At 34.9% G+C, this 25584-nt stretch carries 22 protein-coding genes and 1 riboswitch; of the genes, 19 read left to right on the top strand and 3 right to left on the bottom strand.

Features of this window, described 5'->3' with window-relative positions; translation table 11 throughout:
• Nucleotides 1-51 precede the first annotated feature (51 nt).
• The 13 genes from CAB05_RS16530 (at nt 52) to CAB05_RS16595 (ending at nt 15919) form a co-directional block, all read left to right on the top strand.
• Nucleotides 52-1344: a methyl-accepting chemotaxis protein gene (locus CAB05_RS16530; protein WP_088001846.1), complete on the top strand. Its 1293-nt coding sequence runs from the start codon at nt 52-54 to the stop codon at nt 1342-1344.
• Between the two features lie 730 nt (nt 1345-2074).
• Nucleotides 2075-3403, top strand: coding sequence for an aspartate aminotransferase family protein (locus tag CAB05_RS16540; RefSeq protein WP_088001850.1), 1329 nt, complete (start codon nt 2075-2077; stop codon nt 3401-3403).
• 1 nt (nt 3404) lies between these two features.
• The gene (locus tag CAB05_RS16545; RefSeq protein WP_088001852.1) at nt 3405-4103 is read left to right on the top strand and encodes a CoA transferase subunit A; all 699 of its coding nucleotides are present in this window, start codon (nt 3405-3407) and stop codon (nt 4101-4103) included.
• Nucleotides 4088-4750 (top strand): 3-oxoacid CoA-transferase subunit B, encoded by a 663-nt coding sequence (locus CAB05_RS16550; RefSeq protein WP_088001854.1) that lies wholly within the window; start codon nt 4088-4090, stop codon nt 4748-4750. The genes CAB05_RS16545 and CAB05_RS16550 overlap by 16 nt, the downstream gene beginning before the upstream one ends.
• 15 nt (nt 4751-4765) lie before the next feature.
• The gene (locus CAB05_RS16555) at nt 4766-6076 is read left to right on the top strand and encodes a peptidase (protein ID WP_088001857.1); all 1311 of its coding nucleotides are present in this window, start codon (nt 4766-4768) and stop codon (nt 6074-6076) included.
• Complete coding sequence (ablB, locus tag CAB05_RS16560; RefSeq protein ID WP_088001859.1) at nt 6054-6917, top strand: putative beta-lysine N-acetyltransferase; 864 nt, start codon at nt 6054-6056, stop codon at nt 6915-6917. Before CAB05_RS16555 ends, ablB begins: the two co-directional genes overlap by 23 nt.
• A 69-nt stretch (nt 6918-6986) precedes the next feature.
• Nucleotides 6987-8372: a sigma-54 interaction domain-containing protein gene (locus CAB05_RS16565; RefSeq protein ID WP_280527181.1), complete on the top strand. Its 1386-nt coding sequence runs from the start codon at nt 6987-6989 to the stop codon at nt 8370-8372.
• 401 nt (nt 8373-8773) lie between these two features.
• Nucleotides 8774-10210: a lysine 2,3-aminomutase gene (kamA, locus tag CAB05_RS16570; RefSeq protein ID WP_088001863.1), complete on the top strand. Its 1437-nt coding sequence runs from the start codon at nt 8774-8776 to the stop codon at nt 10208-10210.
• Nucleotides 10207-10488: a YokU family protein gene (locus CAB05_RS16575; RefSeq protein WP_088001865.1), complete on the top strand. Its 282-nt coding sequence runs from the start codon at nt 10207-10209 to the stop codon at nt 10486-10488. The genes kamA and CAB05_RS16575 overlap by 4 nt, the downstream gene beginning before the upstream one ends.
• A gap of 239 nt (nt 10489-10727) precedes the next feature.
• Nucleotides 10728-12209, top strand: a complete 1482-nt coding sequence (locus tag CAB05_RS16580; RefSeq protein ID WP_088001867.1) for an amino acid permease — start codon at nt 10728-10730, stop codon at nt 12207-12209.
• Nucleotides 12210-12278: 69 nt separating this feature from the next.
• Nucleotides 12279-13649, top strand: coding sequence for a 4-aminobutyrate--2-oxoglutarate transaminase (gene gabT, locus CAB05_RS16585; protein ID WP_088001870.1), 1371 nt, complete (start codon nt 12279-12281; stop codon nt 13647-13649).
• A 32-nt stretch (nt 13650-13681) separates the two neighbouring features.
• Nucleotides 13682-15103, top strand: a complete 1422-nt coding sequence (locus tag CAB05_RS16590; protein WP_142283124.1) for an NAD-dependent succinate-semialdehyde dehydrogenase — start codon at nt 13682-13684, stop codon at nt 15101-15103.
• A 270-nt stretch (nt 15104-15373) separates the two neighbouring features.
• Nucleotides 15374-15919, top strand: a complete 546-nt coding sequence (locus CAB05_RS16595; protein WP_088001874.1) for a hypothetical protein — start codon at nt 15374-15376, stop codon at nt 15917-15919.
• Between the two features lie 228 nt (nt 15920-16147).
• On the opposite strand, the gene CAB05_RS16600 is transcribed toward CAB05_RS16595, so the two are convergent.
• Complete coding sequence (locus CAB05_RS16600) at nt 16148-17197, bottom strand: NAD(P)/FAD-dependent oxidoreductase (RefSeq protein WP_088001876.1); 1050 nt, start codon at nt 17195-17197, stop codon at nt 16148-16150.
• A 195-nt stretch (nt 17198-17392) separates the two neighbouring features.
• Here CAB05_RS16600 and CAB05_RS16605 point away from each other — a divergent pair, with 195 nt between their 5' ends.
• The 5 genes from CAB05_RS16605 to CAB05_RS22205 all read left to right on the top strand — a co-directional run bounded on the left by CAB05_RS16605 (nt 17393) and on the right by CAB05_RS22205 (nt 21600).
• The gene (locus CAB05_RS16605; protein WP_088001879.1) at nt 17393-18175 is read left to right on the top strand and encodes an ABC transporter ATP-binding protein; all 783 of its coding nucleotides are present in this window, start codon (nt 17393-17395) and stop codon (nt 18173-18175) included.
• Nucleotides 18176-18187: 12 nt separating this feature from the next.
• Nucleotides 18188-19105, top strand: a complete 918-nt coding sequence (locus tag CAB05_RS16610; RefSeq protein WP_088001881.1) for an iron-hydroxamate ABC transporter substrate-binding protein — start codon at nt 18188-18190, stop codon at nt 19103-19105.
• Nucleotides 19106-19179: 74 nt separating this feature from the next.
• The gene (locus tag CAB05_RS16615) at nt 19180-20190 is read left to right on the top strand and encodes a FecCD family ABC transporter permease (RefSeq protein WP_088001883.1); all 1011 of its coding nucleotides are present in this window, start codon (nt 19180-19182) and stop codon (nt 20188-20190) included.
• A complete protein-coding gene (locus CAB05_RS16620; RefSeq protein ID WP_088001885.1) occupies nt 20187-21197 on the top strand; it encodes a FecCD family ABC transporter permease in 1011 nt (336 codons plus the stop codon). Before CAB05_RS16615 ends, CAB05_RS16620 begins: the two co-directional genes overlap by 4 nt.
• A 259-nt stretch (nt 21198-21456) precedes the next feature.
• Complete coding sequence (locus CAB05_RS22205; protein ID WP_158093299.1) at nt 21457-21600, top strand: hypothetical protein; 144 nt, start codon at nt 21457-21459, stop codon at nt 21598-21600.
• A gap of 186 nt (nt 21601-21786) precedes the next feature.
• Here the strand turns inward: CAB05_RS22205 and CAB05_RS16625 are convergent, their stop codons facing one another.
• Both CAB05_RS16625 and CAB05_RS16630 read right to left on the bottom strand, forming a co-directional pair.
• On the bottom strand, nt 21787-22374 hold the full coding sequence (locus tag CAB05_RS16625; RefSeq protein ID WP_088001887.1) for a xanthine phosphoribosyltransferase: 588 nt from the start codon (nt 22372-22374) through the stop codon (nt 21787-21789).
• Between the two features lie 143 nt (nt 22375-22517).
• Nucleotides 22518-22619: riboswitch (purine riboswitch) on the bottom strand.
• A 122-nt stretch (nt 22620-22741) separates the two neighbouring features.
• A complete protein-coding gene (locus CAB05_RS16630; RefSeq protein WP_088001889.1) occupies nt 22742-24181 on the bottom strand; it encodes a BglG family transcription antiterminator in 1440 nt (479 codons plus the stop codon).
• A gap of 371 nt (nt 24182-24552) precedes the next feature.
• On the opposite strand from CAB05_RS16630, the gene CAB05_RS16635 reads away from it, so the two are divergent.
• Nucleotides 24553-25578 (top strand): BMP family lipoprotein, encoded by a 1026-nt coding sequence (locus CAB05_RS16635; RefSeq protein WP_371870410.1) that lies wholly within the window; start codon nt 24553-24555, stop codon nt 25576-25578.
• Nucleotides 25579-25584: the final 6 nt, after the last annotated feature.

Here is a 25584-nt window from a genome sequence, read left to right on the forward strand (position 1 = left end):
CAATTGATATCAATAGTAATTGAACTTGTTAAAATTAGGGGATGATTTTGCATGGTTGAGAGAAAAAAATACAAATTAAGTTTGAATAAAAGGCTAGCTATGTTTACGACGATTCTTGCAATTATTACATATTCAATAAGTGGATTTTTCATTTACTTTTTATATGAATATGTTTCAAGTTTCGTCAGTGAGCAAATTTTCATGGTATTAACATTGATATTAGGGGTTTTTTGGTCGGGTGTATTAGCTTATTTTGCAGCTACACGATTTATCACGAAGCCGTTGCAATTACTAGAGTCGGCTGTAACTAAGGCTGCAAAAGGAGAGATTGGGGAAGACGCTCCAGTACCCAAAACTGATGATGAAATTCGGTCTCTTAGTCTAGCATTTAATGAAATGCAACGTAATATACGAGATATTGTAAGTAATATTGATATGAATTTTGAAAGTACGAAGGAAAAGGTCCTACTAATGACAGAGGGGGCAAATACAGCGGTTGAGCAATCAAGAAATATTAAGCTTACTATTTCTGAGATTTCAAATGGAACAGATTACTCTGCCAATGCAATGCAAGCAACGGCAAATTCTGTAGAGGATGTTTTGTTAATTGCCAACGAAGTGCAGGAAAAAGCTCGCAAATCTGAAAAGTTGTCTACTGAAATGGTAAATACATTAAATCATTGTAAAGCAATTGTACACTCACTTGTCAGTGATGTGCGTGAGATGGAAAAAAGCAGTGAGGAATCACTACACTCTGTAAAACAGTTAGAAAAACATACAAAGGAAGTTGAGAAAATTATTGGTTTCGTAGGTGAAATCGCAGCTCAAACAAATCTATTAGCATTAAATGCCTCAATTGAAGCCGCGCGTGCTGGAGAACATGGTCGAGGATTTGCCGTTGTTGCGGAGGAAGTTCGTAAGTTAGCAGATCAAAGTGCAGAAGCTGTTCAAGGGATTACAAATTTAATTTTAAATATTCAACATGAAGTAAAGAATGTAGTTGAATTAATCTCTCTTCAAGTAAAGTTAGCAAACGAAGAAGCTCATAAAGGAAATGAAACAAATACAGCTATTCTTACGATGACGAATTCTATCGATGAAGTTGTTCAAGCCGTAACATATATCGTTTCACTTGTTGAACAGCAATTTAATCATATTGAACAAACAGTAGGACAATCGCAAGAAGTAACTGCGATCGCAAAAGAGACATCAACTGGCGCATTAGAAGTTGCAGCTGCGGCAAAAGAGCAAACAAGTTTTATTCAGGATGTTAATAATTTAGCTGAAGAATTAGTGTCTCAGGCAGAGGAACTAAAAGAAACGATTAAGAGGTTCACTTACTAATTAATGGTTGTGTCATCTTCTTGGCACAACTTAGTACAAGAGTTTATTAATGTGACAAATCTGTCTTTCTAAAATTAACGGTAAGGTAGTTAGTTGTTCACTCTAGAGAACAGATTAGTACGATCTCTATTAGGTAAAAAAAATAATTTTATTGAAATAGCATTTTCAGTAGTAAAAAAATTAACAATAACAATGATATTAATTCGAAGGATATTATCATTTTTATTCATGAAAAAGTGGGAAGTTGGTTTAAGAGAAGGGAATATTTGCTTCTTTGAGCTTATGGATATAGGTGCTTTTTTTAATAGGCCTTGTTTATATTAATTGTTAATTTTAGTTAAATATAATAAGTGTATGAAAAGAGAATAGCCGGTTAGAGAGTAATTTGGAAAGCGAAGTACTTGGAATGGAAATCAGAAATCAACATCCTTTTTTTAACAGAGTCTTTAAGTAAATAATTCTATGAAATAGGAAAAGAAAGTGGGATATACTGGAACCTAAATCTTTTCCTTTTTTTATTTTATTTTCTCATCATATCAATTCAGGAAGTTTTATTTTGATATATTAATTTGTTGTATATTTGAGAACTAGTTTTGTAAGCGTTTTAAAAAATATAGAGGAAGATATTTAGATAACAAGAATACTAAAATAAGCCTCTCTTAAAAATTTATGGTTTTCTAGTTTGGCTTATTTCATTATATTGGGGAATTTAGTGAAAGGGTGGGGAATGATGAATCGAGACTATTTAATCAAACCATTACTTGGTCAACATTATCCTATGATCTCTCATGGGAAGGGCGTGTACTTGTTTGATAAAGAGGGAAAACGGTACATCGATGGTTCGTCCGGTGCAATTACAGTAGGTATTGGACACGGAGTCAATGAAATCATTGACGTTATGACTGAGCAAGCAAGACAAGTATCCTTTGTTTACCGATCTCAGTTTACGAGTGAAGCTGCTGAGAAGCTTGCTAAAAAAATAAGTGATATCACGCAAGGTGATTTGAACTGGACTTTTTTTGTGAACAGCGGTACGGAAGCAACTGAAACAGCTATGAAACTTGCAATTCAACATTTTCAAGAAAAAGGTATAAAAGGGAAAAACAAAATCCTTTCACGCTGGATGAGCTATCATGGCATTACAATTGGGGCTTTATCAATGTCAGGGCACCCTTTACGACGCCAAAGATTTGTTCCTATGTTGGAAGATTATCCATCCGTTTCACCACCATACTGTTATCGTTGTCCTCTTAATTTAGCTTTTCCTTCATGTGATACTGCTTGTGCATCTGAGTTGGAAACAGCGATTAATAGGATTGGTTCTGAGCATATTGCAGCTTTTATTGCTGAACCAATTATTGGGGCTGCCGGAGGAGCAATAGTTCCACCACATGGATATTATCAAAGAGTAAAAGAGATTTGTGAAAAGAATGATATTTTATTTATTGCTGACGAAGTGATGACTGGAATTGGTCGTACTGGAAAAATGTTTGCGATGGAGCATTGGGGAGTTCAACCAGATATCGTCACACTTGGGAAAGGAATGACATCTGGATATACGCCTATGGCTGCCACAATTGCGAGTGATAGAGTGATCGAGCCTATTATGAAAGGTTCAAAGCTGGTTATGAGCGGTCATACATTTAGTGCAAATCCACTGTCTGCAGCTGTTTCACTGGCTGTCATCGAATATGTCGAGAAACATAATCTAGTGAAAGCGGCTGAGGAAAAGGGAGATTATCTTAAAAAGAAACTTGAAGCTTTACAGGCGAATTCTTCAATAATCGGTGATGTAAGAGGAAAAGGTTTATTAATTGGAGTTGAATTGGAAGGTAACGTGAAATCAAGTTCTTTCATTCAAAATGCAAGCAATAAAGGTTTGCTTCTTTATCCATCGGTTGCAGGAAGAAATGGAAAAGAAGATTCAGCCTTTATGATTGCTCCACCATTAACGATAACCTATGAAGAAATTGATGAACTACTTCAGATTCTTTCCGAGAGTTTATATGAATTGGAAGCAAAACAATCGGGTTTAACCTATGCAACTAAGGGGGAATAAGATGAAACTAGTAGAAAATACGTATAAAAAGATCACAACAATTGACCAAATCCTTCAATATTTCCATGATGATATGACAATAATGGTTGGTGGATTTGGAGGAGTAGGCTCACCTCCATCCTTACTTCAAGGATTATTAGAAAGTGAAGTAAAAGATATTAATGTAATTTGTAACGATGCTGGTTTTCCAGATATCGGTATTGGGCGAATGGTGCGTAATGAAAGAGTGAAATCACTCGTTACATCACATATAGGTTCTAATCCTTTTGCCGGGAAGTTGATGACAGAAGGTAAGTTAGATGTTGAATTTTCACCACAAGGCACATTAGCGGAGCGCATTCGAGCAGGAGGAATGGGTCTTGGAGGCGTTTTAGTGGATGTTGGTCTAGACAGTATTGTAGAAAATGGGAAAGAAAAAGTAACTGTAAAAGGTAAGCAATTTCTGATTGAAGAAGCGTTAACTGCTGAGGTTAGTATTATTTTTGCAAAGAAAGCTGATCCGTTCGGTAATCTAGTTTTTGATAAGAGTGCTAGGAATATGAACCCACATATGGCTACGGCAGGAGAAATAACAATTGTAGAAGCTGAAGAAATTGTTCCTCTTGGCTCATTAAACCCAGAGGAAATCATTACACCTGGTGTATTTGTAAACTATATTATTCAATCAGAGGGAGTGAACTGGAAATGGGCGTGGGAATAGACTTTCGTCAAAAAATTGCAAAACGAGCTGCACAGGAAATTCATAATGGCATGATTGTTAATTTAGGAATTGGAATCCCATCACTTGTTCCAGATCATTTACCTGATGATGTTCACGTTATGTTTCATGCGGAAAACGGCGTAGTTGGAATAGGGCCAAGTCCGGAAAAAGGAAATGAAGACGAGAATCTTTGTAACGCGGGTGGTTTTCCAATTACGATTTTGGACGGTGCTAGTTATTTTGACAGTGCGACTGCATTTGGAATGATTCGTAGAGGTTTACTGGATTTAACAGTATTAGGTGCTTTACAGGTGAGTGAAAAAGGTGACTTGGCAAATTGGATTGTACCAGGTAAAAGGGTTCCAGGAATAGGTGGAGCGATGGACTTGGCACAAAAGGCGAAGAGAGTAATCGTTGTTATGAATCATACAGATAAAGCGGGAAATCCGAAAATCGTAAAAGAATGTAGTTTGCCTTTAACATCTAAACGTTGTGTAGATTTAATTATTACAGAAATGGCTGTTATAGAGGTTAAAAACGATCAGTTAGTGCTTAAAGAATTAATGCAGCCATATACTGTTGATGATGTAATAAAAAATACCGGAACAGAATTGGTTATTAGTGAAGATTTAAAAATATTTATGTAGAAAAGGGTGAGTACATTGAAGGATTACAAAAAAAGTATTCAAGACTATATAAATAATAATAAAGATAAGACTATCAAACTATTAGAACGGTTAGTAAAGGAAGACAGCATTTCTGGAAATGAGAGTAAAGCACAAGCTATTGTTGTAGAAAAGTTGAGAGAACTTGATTTGGATTTAGATATATGGGAACCGGCAATTGAAGAATTAAAGGATCATCCATATTTTATTTCCGCTAGAGAGAATTTCAATGGAAGTCCAAATATTGTAGCGACACTAAAGGGTACGAGTGGTGGTAAGTCTATGATTTTAAATGGACATATTGATGTTGTTCCTGAAGGGAATATTCAACAATGGACATATCCACCCTATGGTGCAATTGTAAAAGACAATAAACTTTATGGACGTGGAGCAACTGATATGAAAGGCGGTAATGTGGCCCTCATATTAGCAATTGAAGCAATTAAACAAAGCGGCATTACGCTAAAAGGTGATGTTCATTTTCAAAGTGTGATCGAGGAAGAAAGTGGCGGTGCAGGAACCTTAGCTGCAATCCTACGCGGATATAAAGCAGATGGGGTAATCATTCCTGAACCGACAAATATGAAGTTTTTCATTAAGCAGCAAGGGTCCATGTGGTTTAGATTGAAAGTAAAAGGAAAAGTAGCACATGGCGGCACTCGATATGAAGGCGTAAGCGCCATTGAAAAAAGCTTGCTGGTTATTCAGCAAATTCAAAAACTTGAACAGTTAAGAAATGATCGAATTGATGACCCATTGTACGATGGTGTACCAATTCCAATTCCGATCAACATAGGTACAATCAATGGTGGTACTTGGCCATCCTCTGTATCAGATCTTGTCACTTTAGAAGGTAGATATGGCGTGGCTCCTAATGAAAAAATGGAAGATGCTAAAAAAGAGTTTGAGAGATGGATAGAAAATCTCGGAAATCTTGATGAATGGTTTTTAGATCATCCAGTAGAAGTAGAGTGGTTTGGAGCAAGATGGGTTCCAGGTTCTGTTGAGGCTGACAATGAGTTGGTCAAAACTTTACTGCATAATTACCATCACATAACAGAACAAAAACCAATCATCGAAGCAGCGCCGTGGGGAACAGACGGAGGACTGTTTACGCAAGTTTTAGATATTCCTATGATTGTCTTTGGACCAGGAGAAACAAAGGTAGCTCATTATCCAGATGAATTCATTGATTTAGATCAAATGTTTTTAGCTGCTGAGATTATTGCTTGTACATTAATAGACTGGTGTAAGGTACAAGAACAGCATGAAGGCGAGGGAGTATATGAAAACGAAAAAGTATTATGAAATTATAAAAATGAAGCATGAGCACTTTTATTTTGAGGGAGCTTTAGATCATTTCAATGAGAGAATTCGGATTGATTATTATTTAGGGAATGTATCAAACCTGATTGAGAGAATCGAAAAGCTAGCGAAAGAATATCAGTATACTAAATTAATCATTAAAACAAGAAAAGAACATCTCTATTCTTTTTTGCAGAAAGGTTATATGATTGAAGCTTTAGTGAAAGGTTATTTTCAGGGAAGCGATGCGTTTTTTGTAACAAAATACAATAGCCTAGATAGAAGAAATAGTCTTTATTGGTCTCAAGGTGATGACATATTAGAGGCAGTTCTTAAGAGCGATAAGTTGAAAGAGAAAATCATTCCAGAAGGTTATCACCTCAGAAGAGCTGATAAAAAAGATGCAAAAAAACTCGCGAATTTATATGGTCAAGTTTTTCAGGTTTATCCAACCCCATTAAACGAAGCTGCATATGTAGAGAAAACAATGGATGAGGATACAATTTATTGGGTTTACGAAAAAGAAGGAATCATTGTAAGTGCGGCATCTGCTGAAATTGATTTTGCACAAAGAAATGCAGAGCTTACAAATTGTGCAACGTTAGTAGAGCATAGAAAACATGGTTTGATGAAAGAAATAATGAAAAAGTTAGAACAGGACTTAGTAAGTCAATCAATCTATTGTTCCTATACAATTGCACGCTCATTATCTTATGGTATGAACGCTGCTTTCCACCAGTTAGGGTACATGTATACTGGAAGAATGACAAATAATTGTTATATTTACGATAAATTAGAAGACATGAACATTTGGGTCAAAGATCTTTCAGAAATAGTCTCTTAATGTATAACTGCCGAAAATTGAGCATGATAGCGCTGAATTTTCGGCAGTAAAAGGATGGTGAGAATGATGATTTCAACAATTCCAACTAATGAAATGATTAGTGCTATATTAAACAGTATCGATGAATCGATTCATGCTGTCGACAATAATGGAATGACTATATTTTATAATCAAGTTGCAGCCGAGAATGATGGCGTTTCAGTTGAAGATGTTCTTGGGAAACATGTACTTGAAGCCTTTCCTTCATTGACGAAAGAAACGAGTACCTTACTCAAGGTATTGGAGACAAAGCAGCCAATTATACAACAGCCACAGCGATATGAGAACATAAAAGGCAAGTTCATTGATACAATTAATACAACGATTCCGATCATGCTAGATGATAATCTCATTGGTGCTGTTGAAATTGCAAAAGACTATTCGACGATTAAAAAGCTTGGAGAAAAGGTTTTAGATTTACAAGCTCGTATGAAGTCACAAACTAAACAAGGTAAAACGAAACAAGCTCATTCTTATACCATTTCAGATATATTGACTAATGACGCAGCTTTAATAGAGGTTAAAATGCAAGTTGAGAAAGTAGCTAATGCTGATTCAGCAGTACTTGTTGTTGGAGAAACTGGAACTGGAAAAGAACTATTTGTACAGTCGATTCATCATTGTTCAATTCGTTGTCAAAATCCTTTTATTGCTCAAAACTGTGCAGCTTTACCCGAATCATTGTTAGAAAGTATATTGTTTGGGACTACAAAAGGTAGTTATACTGGTGCATTAGACCGGGCAGGATTATTTGAGTTGGCTGATGAAGGAACATTATTTTTAGATGAGCTTAATTCTATGCCGTTAGAGCTTCAAGCCAAGTTATTAAGAGTATTAGAGGATGGAGTCGTTCGACGAATTGGCGATCAAAAGACTCGAAAAGTAAATGTTCGGGTCATTGCTGCGATTAACGAATCTCCTTTAGATTGTGTCCAAAATGGAACAATGCGACCAGATTTGTATTATCGTTTAAATGTTTTTTCATTGTTCATTCCACCTTTACGAGAACGAAATTTTGATATTGAGTTATTAACATCTCACTTTGTTGAGTTGTTTAATGAACGCTTCTCAAAAAATGTAAGAAACGTGGAACATACTGTATTTGAGTTATTTCATCAATACAATTGGCCAGGTAATGTACGCGAATTAAAGCATACGATTGAGCACGCGATGATTATGGCAGAGGGCCATACGCTTACAGTCAAACATCTGCCAATTCAACTTCAACAGATTAAAAAAAGTACTGACACAAAGGGAGTACAACCATTACGAATGGCGATGCAAGAAATGGAGGCTTCGCTCGTTAAACAAGCATTACTTCAAACGAAAGGTAATATTCAGCAGGCTGCAGTACTGCTTGAAATACCGCGACAAACGCTTCAGTATAAGATACAAAAACTAAATATAACTGTATAAGCCGCCAAAATATAGGCAGTTTTAGATTGTTGAAAAAACGGTTATTTCCTTGTTGCTTAACCTGCATTCGGAGCCATTATAATCAATGGTAACGCCAAGCTACATCAGGTTTTACGCTTCTAAAGGCAAGTATCCTCGATTAATCTGAACATCATTTTTTATACTTTGACGATAAAATAAGCCGCCTAAATTTAGGCGGTTTTTTATGTTTAGTTGAATATTTAAAACGGATTTATCAAATTTGAATAAGATTTCGTAAGTATGAAAAAAAAATAAAACATTTGAATAGTTAGAATTTTCAGTGTTAACGAGAGTTTATTATTTTTTTTATGTAAAGTTTGTAAAACTTTGGCACGACTCTTGCTTTATAAAAATTATAATATTCGAAAGGGGATGTACGTATGGTAAATGCAGTTTACGCTCCAAATAGACATTGGAAAGAAATCGATTTGTGGAAAGACGTTACAGAAGAACAGTGGAATGATTGGGTTTGGCAACTAACAAACACAATTAAGACATTAGATGACTTAAAAAAGGTAATTAATATTACACCAGAAGAAGAAGATGGCGTAAAAATTGCTACAAAAACGATTCCGTTAAACATTACACCATACTATGCTTCTCTAATGAATCCAGATGATCCACGTTGTCCGGTTCGTATGCAATCAGTACCTATTTCTTCAGAGATTAACAAAACAAGATTTGATTTAGAAGATCCATTACATGAAGATGAGGACTCTCCTGTGCCAGGATTAACTCACAGGTATCCAGATCGCGTATTATTTTTAGTAACAAACCAATGCTCAATGTATTGTCGTTATTGTACAAGACGCCGATTCTCTGGCCAAATCGGAATGGGTGTACCAAAAAAGCAGCTTGATGCAGCTATTAATTATATTAGTAAGACGCCACAAGTTCGAGATGTATTAATCTCTGGTGGAGACGGCTTATTAATTAATGATAATATCCTAGAATATATTTTGAAAAATTTAAGAGAAATTCCACACGTGGAAATCATTCGTATCGGGACAAGGGCGCCTGTTGTGTTCCCACAACGTATTACAGAGAATCTTTGTAATATCTTAAAAAAATATCACCCAGTTTGGCTAAATACACACTTTAATACATCAATTGAAATCACAGAAGAATCAAAACGAGCATGTGAAATGCTTGCAAATGCTGGTGTTCCTTTAGGGAATCAAGCGGTTATCTTGGCAGGAATTAACGATAGTGTACCGATTATGAAAAAGCTAATGCATGATCTAGTTAAAATTCGCGTTCGCCCGTACTATATTTATCAGTGCGATTTATCAGAAGGAATTGGTCATTTCCGTGCTCCTGTTTCTAAAGGATTGGAAATTATGGAAGGTCTACGTGGCCATACTTCCGGCTATGCGGTTCCAACATTCGTAGTTGATGCACCTGGTGGAGGAGGAAAGATTTCCCTGCAGCCAAATTATATGATTTCACAAAGTGCAGAGAAGGTAGTTCTTCGTAATTTTGAAGGCGTTATCACAACGTATCCAGAACCACAGAATTATGTTCCAGGAAGAGCAGATGCTTATTTTAAAGAAATTTATCCTGATATGGATGAAAAACGCTCTAATGCAGGTATTGCAGGATTAATGAATGAAACGAAATTCAATCTGGTACCTGAAGGGTTGCAGCGTATGGATCTTAGAAAAACATATGCAACGAATCCAGAACACGCTTCATTAAAAGATAAACGTGAAAAACGTGATGAATTAAAAGAAAAGAAATTCCAAGCACAAATGACTAAGGTACAAAGTAATGAAGAACTAGTTGGAAGTGCAAATGCAAAAGGTGATGCTGAATGAAGACATGTCAATGGTGCGAGTCCGTCAATATAAGTGAGACAACAAACACTGTATATTGGGAACTTCCAGACGGAACAAAAGCAATTGAAATTCGGGAAACACCATGTATTGAATGTCACGAATGTTATATAACGTATCAAACAGATGAAACGGTTAACGTAATTGAGGAGCAATTATTTCTAATTAATACAAAGTTGCTTGAGAAAACAATACAATTTATTGAATTATTGCAGCAGCCTAGATTATTAAAAAGAAATTATTTTGATTTCTCCAAATAGGGGATCGGAAGCGACAAACTGCTTCCGATTTTTCTCTAATTAAATGATGACTAGATAGAATCATAATTTAAGAGATGAAAATAATTGTAAGCGTTTTATAAGTGAGGTAAACAAAGGGAAATAGTTGTTTTCATAAGTCGTTTAATAAAAGAATCCTAATATTTACGAATAATTGATGATATGAAAAGAAACAATTTCAATCTTATGTTTCAAAAGTTGACTGAAAAAGGGGTAATGGAATGAAAAATTCAGTTAGTACATTAACAGTCCTTGAATCTAAGAATCAATTATCATCGGTGACAGGTGAGTTAAAACGAGGATTAAAGCCTCGACATTTAACAATGATTTCACTAGGTGGAACAATCGGAACTGGTTTATTTTTAGCAAGTGGTGGTGCCATTCACAACGCTGGACCTGGTGGTGTTCTCGTATCTTATATCGCAATTGGAATAATGGTGTATTTTTTAATGACAAGCCTTGCAGAAATGGCTACATATATGCCAGTCGCAGGATCGTTTAGCACTTACGCAACAAAATTCGTAGACCCTGCGCTTGGCTTTGCTCTTGGTTGGAATTACTGGTATAACTGGGCAATTACAATCGCTGCTGAATTAGCGGCAGTAACAATGATTATGAAATTTTGGCTCCCAGAAACGTCTTCAATTCTATGGAGTGGATTGTTTTTAGCAATCATATTTCTATTAAACTATCTCTCTGTTAAAGGTTTTGGGGAATCAGAATACTGGTTTTCATTAATAAAAGTTGTAACAGTAATCGTTTTTTTAATTGCAGGTTTCTTAATGATTTTTGGAATCATTGGTGGAGAAGCGGTCGGATTCAAAAATTTTACGATTGGTGATGCACCTTTTCATGGTGGATTTATGACAACACTTGGAATTTTTATGGCAGCGGGTTTTTCATTTCAAGGAACAGAATTATTAGGTGTTGCGGCAGGAGAAAGTGAAGAACCAAATAAGAATATACCTCGTGCAGCTCGCCAAATATTTTGGCGCATTCTTTTATTTTACGTTTTATCGATTATTGTAATTGGACTATTAATTCCCTATACAAATGAAAATTTAGCAAGTGGTGATGTTGCTGTTAGTCCTTTCACTTTAGTATTTGATAAAGCTGGAATTGCTTTTGCAGCATCAATTATGAATGCAGTGATCTTAACTGCCGTATTGTCGGCAGGAAACTCAGGTATGTATGCTTCGGCAAGAATGCTATGGGACCTTGCTCGACAAAATAAAGCACCAAAATTTCTTGGTAAATTAAATAAGCGCGGGATTCCAGTTAATGCTTTGATTGTAACTTCTGCAGTCGGAACAATCGCATTTTTAGCTTCTTTATATGGTGACGGAGTTGTATATGTTTGGCTATTAAATGCGTCTGGAATGTCTGGATTTATTGCGTGGATCGGGATCGCGATCTGTCACTATCGTTTTAGAAAAGCATTTGTAGCGCAAGGGAGAGATTTAAACGATTTACCGTATAAGGCTAAATGGTATCCGTTTGGACCATTGTTTGCGTTTGCACTATGTGGGATTGTCATTCTTGGACAAAACTATGCTGCATTTACTGGAGAATCCATCGACTGGAATGGTGTTCTTGTTTCATATATTGGTTTACCTCTTTTTCTTGCACTTTGGATCGGTTACAAACTGATAAAAAGAACTAAAATCGTTCCGATTAATGAGTGTGACTTAAATAATAACTAAAAAAGAATCTTAAATAATTAAATGACTAGAAAGTTTTGATTCTCCGACTATATATAGGATGGTGTAAAAATGAGTAAAAGAAAATTCGTTAAAATCCAAACATCAATTCCTGGACCAAAATCTATGGAGTTACTTGAACGAAGAAAAAAAGCAGTGCCAAAAGGGATTAGTAATAATTGTGAAACCTTTGTAAAGAGTGCAAGTGGAGCACTTGTAGAAGATATTGATGGTAATACATTCATTGATTTTGCGGGTGCGATTGGAACTTTAAATGTGGGGCATTCTCATCCTAGAGTAGTTAGAGCGCTTCAAAATCAGTCAGAGAATTTTATTCATACTGGTTTTAATGTCATGATGTATGAATCGTATATTCAACTTGCTGAACGCTTAGCTGAGATTTCACCTGGAAGTTTTGAAAAACAAGTTGCTTTTTTTAATAGTGGAGCAGAAGCAGTAGAAAATGCAGTGAAGATTGCGAGAAAGTATACAAAACGACAAGGAATCATTTCATTTACTAGAGGGTTTCATGGAAGAACTTTGATGACAATGACGATGACAAGTAAGGTCAAACCTTATAAGTATGGTTTTGGTCCATTTGCACCTGAGATTTATAAGGCTCCGTATCCATACGTTTATCGCCGTCCAGATCAGTTGAGCGAAAAGGAATATAGTCAATTTATGATTGAACAATTTGAACAGTTTCTTATTTCTGAAGTTGCGCCTGAAACTATTGCAGCCGTTGTAATGGAACCAATCCAAGGCGAAGGTGGTTTTATTGTTCCGGATCGTAACTTTGTGAAAAGAGTAAGAGAAATTTGTACAGAATATGGAATTTTATTTGTTGCTGATGAAATACAAACGGGCTTTGCGAGAACAGGTAAATACTTTGCAATCGAACATTTTGGAATTGAGCCGGACTTAATTACCATCTCAAAATCTATGGGTGCTGGCGTACCGATTAGTGGTGTAATCGGTAGAAAAGAGATAATGGATGTTTCTGAGAGCGGGGAATTAGGTGGCACTTACGCTGGAAGTCCTCTTGGTTGCCAGGCTGCCTTAGCTGTTCTAGATATTATTGAAGATGAAGGTTTAAATGAACGAGCTGTTATCATTGGAGATAAAGTAAATAGGAAAATGCATCAATTGGCGCAGCGTTTTGATCAAATTGGTGATATTAGAGGCATCGGCGCAATGTGTGCGATGGAAATTGTCACAAATAAAACTGATAAAACACCTGATAAAGTAGCTGTTGGGAAAATTGTAAAGGAAGCAAATAGTAGAGGACTAATGCTATTAAGTGCTGGAATATTTGGGAATGTCATTCGCTTATTAATGCCATTAACGATTACTGATGAACAACTGGAAGAAGGTCTTGATATTTTAGGAGAGTCAGTTGAAGCAGTGTTATCATCAGAATTACATTTGGAGGTAAACCTATGAGCCAAATAAAAGAAAAATACGAAATCTATCCAATGTATATAGATGGGAGTTGGGTTGGCGAAGAGCAAGGTTCATTTACAAAAGTGACAAATCCAGCGACTGGAATGGTAATAGGTGCAATTCCAACTGGTGGTACGACTGAAGCAAAACAAGCAGTTGATGCTGCTCATAGAGCTTTTAAAACTTGGTCGAAAAAGACGGCGGAAGAACGATCACATTTACTGATGAAGTGGCATCGTCTAATTGATGAGAACAAAGAAGAGTTAGCTAAGTTAATGACGCTTGAACAAGGAAAGCCTTTAAAGGAAGCACTTGGAGAGATGGATTATGCTAATGGATTTATATCTTGGTACGCGGAAGAAGGAAAGAGAATTTATGGTGAAACGATTCCAGCCTCTCAGCCTAATAAGCGAATCTTGGTAAGAAAAGAACCAGTTGGAGTTGTAGCCGCAATTACGCCATGGAATTTTCCAGCTGCAATGATTACAAGAAAAGTAGCACCCGCCCTTGCTGCAGGGTGTACAACAGTTATTAAACCAGCGACGCAAACACCACTAACAGCATTAAAGCTAGCTGAATTAGCACATGAAGCGGGGATACCAAAAGGTGTACTGAATGTCGTTACTGGTAAATCTTCAGAAATTGGTGAAGCATGGTTAAAAGATCCAAGAGTAACTAAGATTACTTTTACTGGATCAACTGAAGTCGGAAAAACGCTCATGAGAAACGCAGCGGAAAATGTTAAAAAAGTTTCATTGGAGCTTGGTGGAAATGCACCTTTTATTGTCATGGACGACGCAAATTTGCAAAAAGCAGCAGTAGGTCTTGTTCAGTCAAAATTTCGAAATGCAGGTCAAACTTGCATTTGTACGAACAGAATTTATGTTCATGAAAAAGTGGCTGAAGAATTTACAGTGCTTTTCAAGAAAGAGCTAGAAAAGTTAAAGGTAGGAAATGGATTAGATGAAGGTATCGATATCGGACCATTAATTGATCGCGATGCATTAGAAAAAGTAAAAATGTTAGTTGATGATGCGACTAAAAATGGAGGTAAAGTTGTATTTAGTGGTGAACAACCAACTGAGTTAGAAGGCTTTTATTATGCACCAACGATTTTGTCAGGTATTACAGATGATATGGCGTGTATGAAGGAAGAAATATTTGGTCCAATTGCACCAATCTCTACGTTTAAAACTGAAGAAGAAGTAATCGAAAGAGCCAATAATTCAGTATATGGGCTAGCTGCTTATGTGTATACGGAAAACCTAAGCCGTTCATTTAGAATAACAGAAGCATTGGAGTACGGAATTATCGGATTAAATGATGCATTGCCTTCAGCTGTTCAAGTTCCTTTCGGAGGGTATAAAGAAAGCGGACTCGGTAGAGAGGGCGGCCATTTTGGGATAGAAGAATTTTTAGAAGTTAAATATATTTCTATAGGGCTGGAACTATAGGGAAACGTAAATCTTTTTAAGACATAGAGTCATTGTGATTCTAATGTCTTTTTTTTTATGCTCACTTCACATTTTTGTTAGTGAGTATTTAATAATAAATTAACTAATTTCAAGTAGCAATTTGACCGAAACCACTTATAAGAAAAATAAAATTCGTGAAATCTTTCTTCAGCTCTTACTATTTGGTAAGATAGTACCTACTTAGATACGCAGGATCTCTTACGAGGTTATAAAAATCATGATAATAAAGTTTCCCATGGGGTGAAGTCGATGGATTCAACTATTCAAACTTATTTTGAGAATCTTGATTCTACTGATAAGAATCTACAATTTGAGGCATTTAACTATATTATTTCAGTTACAAAAGAAAAGGTAGATTGGTCGTACGAAGTGTGGGACAAATTAAAAGCAGATTTGACGCATAAAGGTAACCACCAAAGATCAAGAGCAGCACAGTTTCTTGCTAACCTGGCAATTAGTGATCCCGAAAAAAGAATCGTAAATGATTTCCCTAACATTTGGAAAGTAACTTACGATCCAAAATTCGTAACGGCAAGGCATACCTTGCAGACGATTTGGAGAGTGGGTTTAGCTGGTCCTGAACAAAGAGAAATGGTCATTCATCATTTATCAGATCGTTTTATAAATTGCAAAGAAGAGAAAAATTGTACTTTAATTCGCTTTGATATCATTCAGTGTTTAAAAAACTTATATGATGAGGTAGGAATTGAAGAGATAAAACATCTTGCATTGGATTTAATTGAAAAAGAAGAAGATCTTAAGTATCGAAAAAAGTATAAGACAGTTTGGAAATAAGTCATTTTCAGACTGACTGCCAAACGCTCGCTTTCTTCGTTGCTTCGCCTGCTTGCGGTGCTCATTACCGTCAAAGGTAACTCCGCTCCTCATCCGGCTTGCGCCTCGAAAGACAAGCGTTTTCAGTCAGTCTGAATCTCTGAGTTTTAGTACTTCTTTATCTATAAACTTAAAACGCATCCTCTAATAAAAGAGCATGCGTTTATTTTTTATATTCTTAGTTTGAGTTTAACTCATCATTTGTTTAATTAAGGCACGATTTCGTTGCTTAAACACATCATTATGTGATGAAACCATGGCTGCACTACTTGCATCAGGTTGAATATATTGTTTTGCTTTGTTCACTGCATTTGCAGCATCTTGAAAAGCACCAGCTATCAATTGTAGTTTACCATCATGCATTAAAATATCACCAGCAGCAAACAGTCCTTCAATAGATGTTTCACTTGTAGTATTTCCTTTAATATAGTAGTTCTGAATCATCTCAATTTGAATTTCACTATTATTTAATAATGAAGTATCTTGTTCATAACCATGGTTAATGATTACTTCGTCAATTTGTAAATGTGATATTTCATTTGTTTCATTATTAGTAAGTTCAACTTGATCAATTTCTTCATTATTTATACCGGCAATTAATTTAGTAATGGAAGTATTAAATAGACACTCAACCGAACTATTCATTAATTGAGATACGCCAGCTTCATGACCCTTTAAGGCTTCTTTACGATATGTTAAAAAGACTTTTTTAGCAATCGGTTCTAATTCATTAGCCCAGTCAATTGCTGTATTTCCTCCGCCAGATATGATAACCGTTTTATCTTTAAAGCGTTTTAATGATTTTACAGTGTAGTTTAGATTTGAAACTTCGAATCGTTCCGCACCTTCAATTTCAAGCTTTTGAGGATTTAGTATTCCACTACCAACAGCTACAATAACTGTTTTTGAAAAGTGTTTTTGTCCTGAAGACGTTTCTAAGACAAAGTAGCCTTCTTCATTTTTATTAATGGTTTCTACTTTTTCATTTAAAACAACAGTCGGATCAAACGTTAACCCCTGTTGGACGATTTGCTTTATAAACTTCTCACCAGGAATAGGTGGCTGACCGCCAACATCCCAAATCATTTTTTCTGGATATACATGAACCTTACCACCCAATTGTGGTTGGAACTCAATTATTTTCGTTTTCATTTCTCTTAATCCACTATAGAAAGCAGAGTATAGTCCAGCTGGACCTCCGCCGATTACTGTTACATCAAAAAGCGCTTCCATTGTCATTACCGTTTCACTCCAGTAAGTTTCCGTGATTGATTATCATTCTCAATAAATATAAACTATTCGCACACTTTTTTCAATATTAATTTTACGAACTATATTGACAATAATTTAGAATAAGATTATATTTACGTAGTGATACGAAACTGATAATCATTATCAGTAGATTCATAATATTCAATGAATGGAGGTCAATTTATGGTACGTCTGTATACTGATGATTTAACCATTGGCTATGGAGAGCGTTTGATTGTAAAAGACCTTAATATAAAAATACCCGATAAGCAAATTACAACAATTATTGGATCAAATGGATGTGGAAAATCGACCCTTTTGAAGGCGATTACACGTATTATTTCACATCAATCTGGAACAATTATTTTAGATGGTGAAAATATTTCGTTAGAAAATACAAAATTACTTGCTAAGAAAATGGCGATATTGCCTCAAACACCTGAGAGTGCAAGTGGATTAACAGTCGGTGAATTAGTATCATATGGCCGTTTCCCATATCAAAGTGGTTTCGGACGTTTAACAAAAAAGGATATTGAAGTGATTGACTGGGCACTTGAAGTGACTGGCACACAAGACTATAAGTATCAACCAGTTGATTCTCTTTCTGGAGGTCAACGTCAAAGAGTATGGATTGCGATGGCGCTTGCTCAAGAAACGGAAATTATTTTCCTTGATGAACCAACTACATATTTAGATATGGCTCATCAACTTGAGATACTAGAACTACTACAAAGATTAAACCGAGAACAAGAACGTACTATTGTAATGGTATTACATGATTTAAACCAAGCTGCTCGTTTTGCTGATTATATTATCGCTTTAAAAGATGGTGAAATCGTAAAAGCAGGAAATTGTGAAGAAGTAATAAATCATGAGGTACTAAAAGAAGTATTCCAGATTGATACAGAAATAGGAAGAGATCCTAGAACAAACAAACCTATGTGTATAACATATAACTTACTGTAAGGGGATAAATTGATGAAGAAATTTTTAGTGCCATTCCTACTAGTTTTCGTACTGATTATTAGTGCTTGTAGCAATAGTTCAACAGACAAAGATAAAGGTAAAAGTGCAAAAAAATCTGGAACAATTACATATGAATCTCAAAATGGTCCAGTTAAAGTACCAGCTGATCCAAAACGTGTAGTTGTACTTTCATCATTTGCAGGTAATGTAATGGCTTTAGGTGTTAACATTGTTGGTGTTGATGCATGGTCAAAAGCTAATCCACGTTGGACTGATAAATTAAAAGACGCGGAAGAAGTAACAGACGAAAGTCTAGAAAAAATTATCGAATTAAACCCAGATTTAATTATTGGTTTAGATAATGTTAAAAACATTGATAAATTAAAAGAAATTGCTCCTACAGTAGTTTATACTTATGGAAAAGTAGATTACTTAACTCAACACATTGAAATTGGTAAACTACTAAATAAAGAAAAAGAAGCTCAAGCATGGGTAGATGATTTTAAAGAACGTGCTGCACAAGCTGGTGAAGACATCAAAGCGAAAATTGGTGCTGATACAACTGTTTCTGTTATTGAAAAATTCGATAAGCAGCTTTATGTTTATGGAAATAACTGGGGACGCGGTACAGAAATTCTTTATCAAGAAATGAAATTAAAAATGCCTAAAAAGGTTGAAGAAAATGCTTTAAAGCCTGGATATTTTGCGATTTCATTAGAAGTACTTCCTGATTTTATGGGAGATTATGTGATCTTTAGTAAATTTGATCAAACAGATACTTCAGTAGAAACAACGGAAACTTATAAGAATATCCCAGCTGTTAAAAATCAACATGTATATGAAGTAAATGGAAGTGAATTCTACTTCAATGATCCACTTACTCTAGATATGCAATTAGATTTCTTTAAAGAGAAATTTCTAGCTAACTAAACTAAAAAGAGTAGGGATTCTAGTATAAAAGAATTCCTACTCTTTCATTCTATTAGAGAAAAGATGAGACATTAATGACAAAAAAAAATAAAGGTTCAATTCCATTCTTTTTTAAACTCATTTTAGGATTACTGATTTTTTTAAGCATGTTTGTAATATCGATTATATATGGAGCTGCAGATACAACTGTTAGTGACGTGTGGAAAGCTATTTTTACGAATGCAAAAAGTCAGCAAATATCAATCATTCAAGAAATTCGTTTACCCCGTGAGGTTGCAGCGATTTTTGTCGGTGCTGCATTAGCAGTTGCTGGCGCAATCATGCAAGGGATGACAAGAAATCCACTGGCTGATCCAGGCTTACTTGGATTAACTGCAGGTGCCAATGCAGCACTTGCCATTACACTTGCCTTTTTCCCTTCGCTTAATTATTTTGGGATTATGATTGCTTGTTTTATCGGTGCGGCAGTAGGTTCTCTTATCGTTTTTGGTATTGGTTCGATGAAAAAGGGAGGCTTTTCACCTTTTCGTATCGTTCTAGCTGGGGCTGCTGTTTCAGGATTTTTATATGCGATTTCAGACGGAATAGGAATCTATTTCAAAATTTCTCAGAACATCTCAATGTGGACGTCTGGAGGATTAATCGGTACATCATGGGGACAGATTAAGATTGTCGTTCCGTTTATAGTCATAGGAATTTTAATTTCACTTTTCCTATCTAGACAATTAACAATACTTAGTTTAAATGAAGAAGTAGCTATTGGTTTAGGTCAAAATATTAATAGAATCAAGGCAATTCTGTTCGTCATCATTATTTTACTTGCAGGTGCTTCAGTTGCCTTAGTTGGAAATATGGCATTTCTTGGATTAATGGTACCACATATTGTACGTGCTTTCGTTGGTACAGATTATCGTTTTATTTTGCCAATGTCAGCTATTTTTGGAGCTACATTTTTACTTTTCGCGGATACACTTGGAAGAACGATCAATATACCATATGAAACACCGGTTGCTGCAATCGTTGCGATGATTGGTCTACCTTTCTTCTTAATCATTGTTCATAAAGGAGGTAAGGAATTCTCATGATCCAACCTGCAGTCATTCGAAAACAACGAATCATTTTGATCGTACTTGCACTACTCATATTTATTACAATGGTAATTGGAATGGGAATGGGTTATTCTGCAATTCCATATAGTAGACTACTACCAACATTTTTAGGTGATGGTACGTTTAAAGAAGAATTTATTATATTTTCAATAAGATTGCCACGAATGATTATCACTTTTCTAGCTGGTATGGCACTAGCTTTATCTGGTGCAATTTTACAAGGAATCACACGAAACGATATGGCTGAGCCAGGGATTTTAGGCTTCAATGCTGGAGCAGGTGTAGCTATTACAATATTCTTTTTATACATGCCAATAGAAGCGGGATCATTCGTTTATATCATTCCAATTGTTGGGTTCTTTGGTGCATTATTAACGGCTGGAATTATCTATCTATTTTCTTATAAAAAAAATACTGGTCTTCAACCGGTACGATTAGTACTAGTTGGGATTGGATTCTCGATGGCATTATCGGGTATTATGATTGTACTGATTTCATCTGCAGAACGTGTAAAAGTAGATTTTATTGCAAAATGGTTGGCAGGGAGTATTTGGGGTACGGATTGGCCGTTTATATGGGCCTTCCTTCCTTGGCTAATTATCCTTATTCCATTTACTTTATATAAAGCGAATGTACTAAATATACTTAGCTTAAATGAGCCGGTTGCGATCGGAGTAGGGCTATCACTTGAAAAGGAACGCGTAATATTACTTTTATCAGCAGTAGCTTTAGCAGCTTCAGCAGTTTCGATAACAGGCGGAATTGCATTTATTGGCTTAATGGCTCCGCACATGGCTAAAAGTTTAATTGGTCCAAGGAATCAACTATTTCTTCCAATTGCAATCTTAATAGGTGGACTTTTGCTATTAGTAGCGGATACTGTTGGCCGTAATTTAGTTGAACCAGAAGGTATTCCTGCTGGGATCGTCGTTGCATTAATAGGTGGACCTTATTTTGTTTATTTAATCTTAAAAAAATCATAATCACATTTTGAAGAACCATGAACACAAAAGTTCATGGTTTTTTTGTAGAAGTAAGTGAGAAAAAAAGATTGGAAAATCTTGTCTTTAGAAGTTGACGAGAGGGGTTACCATAAATGAGCAAGAAGAACGATTAAGTGTTCAATTTTTTTAAGCTAGATAGGACAATCTTCCATTTTATGAAAATAGGACAAGTATACAATCATTTTTACAGTTTTTTCATATAAAGTGTAAAATAAGAAACTTTCAGGTTGTAAGACTAGTGGGTCATGATGATCGAAGAGGTGCAGTTTCCGATATTGATCTTAATCATTCGAATGATGAGTCTAGCCGAGTTTCAGGTATTGCTAGTAGTAGAATGAAAGTTGATAAATGTGATGTTCCGGATACTGCTTTTCGAAAATAGAGCATTAAACGTAGCTATGAATAGGTGTTCTGATGTTGCAAATATTAACAAGAAAAAACCACACAGTAGTAACTGGTGGTAATCTGTTAAAAAGATGATCTATTTCCCAAAAGAGACATTGTTTTATGTTACAAGCAATGCCTCTTTTTTAATGGCTAATTATTAATTCTTAACATGGTCTAATATTTAAATATGCAATGTCTCTTCGACAAAAGTCACTTTATTGTCTTTTAATGATTGGATTCTTGCTAATGATTCAACACGATATCCTCGTTCGCGAAGAAGATTACCACCTTCTTGGAAAGCTTTTTCAATAACAATTCCGAAACCAACTGCTTCGGCTTTTGCTTCTTCAACGATCGAAAGCAGTCCCAGTGCAGCCTGTCCATTTGCTAAAAAGTCATCAATAATGAGCACTCTGTCTCCTGCCTCTAACCACTTATGAGAAATTGAAATTTCATTTTCTTCTTTTTTCGTAAATGAATATACTTTAGCTGTGTAAACGTCTTGCTGCATTGTAATTGACTTCTTCTTACGAGCAAATACAAGCGGAACTTGTAATGCTAAAGCTGTCATTAATCCAGGACCAATTCCAGAAGATTCAATTGTAACTACCTTCGTAATATTTTCAGAAGAAAATAAGCGTGCAAATTCTTCTCCAATCTCTTTCATTAAAAAAGGATCCATTTGATGATTTAAAAATGCATCAACCTTTAATACATCATTTGCTAGAACGGTTCCTTCTTTTTCGATTTTATCTATTAATAACTTCACTTATTTATCCCCCTTATTAATACAAAGCTTCCGTTAAAATACACAGATCCTATACAAAAAAACTCAAAACATGTTACTCCACAAATAGATTGAGTGAAGTAACACATTTTGAGTTTTTAAAAAGTCACATGTAATATTAAACTACAAGCTGTGTTACCACTCATAGTCGGTATATTTACGGTTAACCGGTAGAAACTTGTGAGCCATATCCTCACGATTATACGAGTGAATTGATTATGAATTTAATGAAACTATAACATGTTTTCAATTGAAAGGTCTAGTTTAATCAAGGAATAACAATATTTGTCATTAAAAAAAAGGAGATCATCATTATAAAGATTATTTAGCTAGATGCATCAAGTGAATATCAATTTATGAACTTGGAAATTTGACTAATATTTCTTTGGGTTAATGTTGATTGAATATATGTGATTGGAAATCCCTCAAGATTAAGTTGGAAATCAGATATGATTAAGTCTAAATTCAAAGAAATTAGATTTTCTTGTGTAAATCCTCCTTGTTTAAGTTCTACAAATTGAATTTTGTTACTGAATGCTTGTTCAAGTCTAGACATTAGGTATTGTTGTATACCATATCCCTCACTTGTTAATAGTAATATCCTATTCTTGTTGATATTCTGCCTAAGTATGGATGCTTGAATCGTTAATGTAATCCTAGCTACAACATCATTAGTCGCTTCAAAATAGGAATATTTTCTAGTCCAATTGTTCAGTACTAGTTTAACAGTTTGATATAATTCCCGATAATTAGTTTGAACATATTGGACGATCGTGTTAGAGGGTATATTCATTTCTGTAGAGTTTATAAGTAGTGTAAAATCCTTAAATTGCTTTTGTAATGAAATAATAAATTCATTATTCATATGTAATGTAAAACCTAACTCACTTCCCAACATATCGACAAAAACATATAGCTCTTCATAAAAAGTATTTTTTTGATAATGGTATAAATTCAGAACTTCAGAATGTCCAATTTTACTATGACTGTACGAAGGTAATATAGAAATAAATAATGAGCAGGCAAGCCTCTCCTCATGAGATATTTTCAGATTGTAGTATTTTTCAATTTGGTCACAAATTTCATTTGAAACAGAAAAAAATATAGACTTTTTTATCTGATAGACCGCTTCTTTATGTAACGATAAAAGAGGTTTATGCTTTATTCGATGGATCATGGTTCCAATATAATAAACATATTTGTATGTTGTAGGTGGTGATAAAAATAATTCGTGTTTTTCAGATACTCTAGTTACGATATGCTTTAGCTCACTAACTGTATAGGTTTCAAAAAACCAAGAATTTGTATGAGAATAAAGATTATATAAGAGATCACAACAAAGTACTCTTTTTTGAAATTCTGAGCCCTCAATAAAAAGTGGTAGCCGTTTTAATGTTAAATGATAAGATTTTAATTTTTCCTCGATACGACTTAGTATTTTATATATTGAAGTGTGCTGCATATAGAGAGCTTTCCCTAAATCGCTTATAAATTTTATTTCTTTAATGAGAATGAAGCTTAATGCTTGATTTATAGTGAAATTTTTTATAAATGAAGCACGTACCTCATCAAAAGTAGAATGAGATGGCATATGTAGGTAAACGCCTTTGCCTTTTTTTATATCGATATGCCAATCAATCGGTAAGGTAGAATTTATGATTTGAATATCATTCAGAATTGTTTTTTCTGTGCAATTTAGTATATTAGCAACTTCTTTAGATTTGAACCATTTATCATGAGCACTTAAAATATCAATGATTTGATATCTACGGTTAATTGCCTTGTCCATTTTATTCACCACTTTAATAGAAAGTAATTTTAATGTGATTTCCTTCACAAGATATATCCAATTTAATGTAATTTTTTAATTTTATTTTAAGGTAATCATGTGACTTTGGACATGATAATTATTTCCTTTGTATTCGGTAAAAAAGTTTGCTCGGCGTAAGCCTCATGAAAAGGGAGCATCCTGAATTTGTTATTTACTAACATATTCTTAAATAGTATCAATATTTTGAAAACAGATAAGTGGAATTCCGTTACGCATCAAACTGTAAATTGTTTGGTGTTTTTTAGTGCTTTTGGGGGATTTTATATTATTCGAAAAATAGATAAAATTCTTTAGTGCTTATATTTTCAACAATTTTCGACATCGATATGATTAGTAAGGAGAGATTTATTTTGAATATAAAAATAAAGAAGTGGACAAGCGGTATTGCACTAATGATTGTAGCAGTATTGTTATTATGCTCTTGTTCAACAAAACAGGTTGAAACGGATAGCAAAAAAAGATTAAAAGTAGGCATTATGCTTTCATCAGTTGGATTGGGTGATCAATCATTTAGTGATGCTGCATTTTCGGGACTGATTAAAGCAAGAGAAGAGAGCGATATATTTTTTGATTATCGTGAGCCTTCGGACGATTTAAGTTTCGAGCAAGGGTTTACTGAATTGGTTAAGGAAGATTGTGAACTTGTCGTTGGACTAGGTTTTTCCGTTAAAGAAAGTTTAGAAAAAGTCGCAAAACAATATCCAAATCAAAAATTTCTATTAATAGATGAGACTTCTGAACTACCGAATGTAACTAGCCTTACTTTTAAAGAAGAAGAAGGAAGCTTTTTAGTTGGTGCAATTGCAGGTCTTACAACAAAAACGAATGTAGTCGGTTTTATTGGTGGAGAGGATGTACCACTTATTAAAAAGTTCGAAAAAGGTTTTGCTGAAGGGGTAAAAGCTACCAATCCTAAAGCAAGCGTTATGACAGAGTATGCTGGTGACTTTGGGAAGGCAGATTTAGGAGCAGAAATTGCTGGAGATATGATTAAACAAAAGAATGTAGATACATTATATGCTGCAGCGGGCTTTACGGGTGTTGGTGTATTACAAGAAGCACAAAAAAATAGTAAATATGCAATCGGTGTAGATACAGATCAGTTTTTTATTGCTGAAAAAGCAGTCGTGACTTCAATGTTAAAAAATGTAGATGTTGCGATTCAATCAGCTATTAAATCTTATATTGATGAAAATGGGAAGTTTCCAGAAAAGAATATGACATTTGGTCTAAAAGAAGATGGAGTTGGTAGTGCACCAATCCGGGTTATTACACTAGATCCAGAGAAGGAAAAAATCTTTGAGGATCTTAAACAAAAATTAGCAAATGGGGAAATAACAATTCCTTTAGATTAATAGGAA

The organism is Gottfriedia solisilvae (genome assembly GCF_002128405.1).
In the GTDB taxonomy this organism is placed as follows: domain Bacteria; phylum Bacillota; class Bacilli; order Bacillales; family Bacillaceae_G; genus Gottfriedia; species Gottfriedia solisilvae.

Excerpts from the sequence above, each read along its gene's own strand:
- CAB05_RS16545 (WP_088001852.1), top strand. The coding sequence starts at position 3,405 with ATGAAACTAGTAGAAAATACGTATAAAAAGATCACAACAATTGACCAA.
- CAB05_RS16590 (WP_142283124.1), top strand. The coding sequence starts at position 13,682 with ATGTATATAGATGGGAGTTGGGTTGGCGAAGAGCAAGGTTCATTTACA.
- kamA (WP_088001863.1), top strand. The coding sequence starts at position 8,774 with ATGGTAAATGCAGTTTACGCTCCAAATAGACATTGGAAAGAAATCGAT.
- CAB05_RS16550 (WP_088001854.1), top strand. The coding sequence starts at position 4,088 with ATGGGCGTGGGAATAGACTTTCGTCAAAAAATTGCAAAACGAGCTGCA.
- CAB05_RS16595 (WP_088001874.1), top strand. The coding sequence starts at position 15,374 with ATGGATTCAACTATTCAAACTTATTTTGAGAATCTTGATTCTACTGAT.
- CAB05_RS16615 (WP_088001883.1), top strand. The coding sequence starts at position 19,180 with ATGACAAAAAAAAATAAAGGTTCAATTCCATTCTTTTTTAAACTCATT.
- CAB05_RS16580 (WP_088001867.1), top strand. The coding sequence starts at position 10,728 with ATGAAAAATTCAGTTAGTACATTAACAGTCCTTGAATCTAAGAATCAA.
- CAB05_RS16630 (WP_088001889.1), bottom strand. The coding sequence starts at position 24,181 with ATGGACAAGGCAATTAACCGTAGATATCAAATCATTGATATTTTAAGT.
- CAB05_RS16610 (WP_088001881.1), top strand. The coding sequence starts at position 18,188 with ATGAAGAAATTTTTAGTGCCATTCCTACTAGTTTTCGTACTGATTATT.
- CAB05_RS16530 (WP_088001846.1), top strand. The coding sequence starts at position 52 with ATGGTTGAGAGAAAAAAATACAAATTAAGTTTGAATAAAAGGCTAGCT.
- CAB05_RS16620 (WP_088001885.1), top strand. The coding sequence starts at position 20,187 with ATGATCCAACCTGCAGTCATTCGAAAACAACGAATCATTTTGATCGTA.
- CAB05_RS16540 (WP_088001850.1), top strand. The coding sequence starts at position 2,075 with ATGAATCGAGACTATTTAATCAAACCATTACTTGGTCAACATTATCCT.
- gabT (WP_088001870.1), top strand. The coding sequence starts at position 12,279 with ATGAGTAAAAGAAAATTCGTTAAAATCCAAACATCAATTCCTGGACCA.
- CAB05_RS16605 (WP_088001879.1), top strand. The coding sequence starts at position 17,393 with ATGGTACGTCTGTATACTGATGATTTAACCATTGGCTATGGAGAGCGT.
- ablB (WP_088001859.1), top strand. The coding sequence starts at position 6,054 with ATGAAAACGAAAAAGTATTATGAAATTATAAAAATGAAGCATGAGCAC.
- CAB05_RS16600 (WP_088001876.1), bottom strand. The coding sequence starts at position 17,197 with ATGACAATGGAAGCGCTTTTTGATGTAACAGTAATCGGCGGAGGTCCA.
- CAB05_RS16575 (WP_088001865.1), top strand. The coding sequence starts at position 10,207 with ATGAAGACATGTCAATGGTGCGAGTCCGTCAATATAAGTGAGACAACA.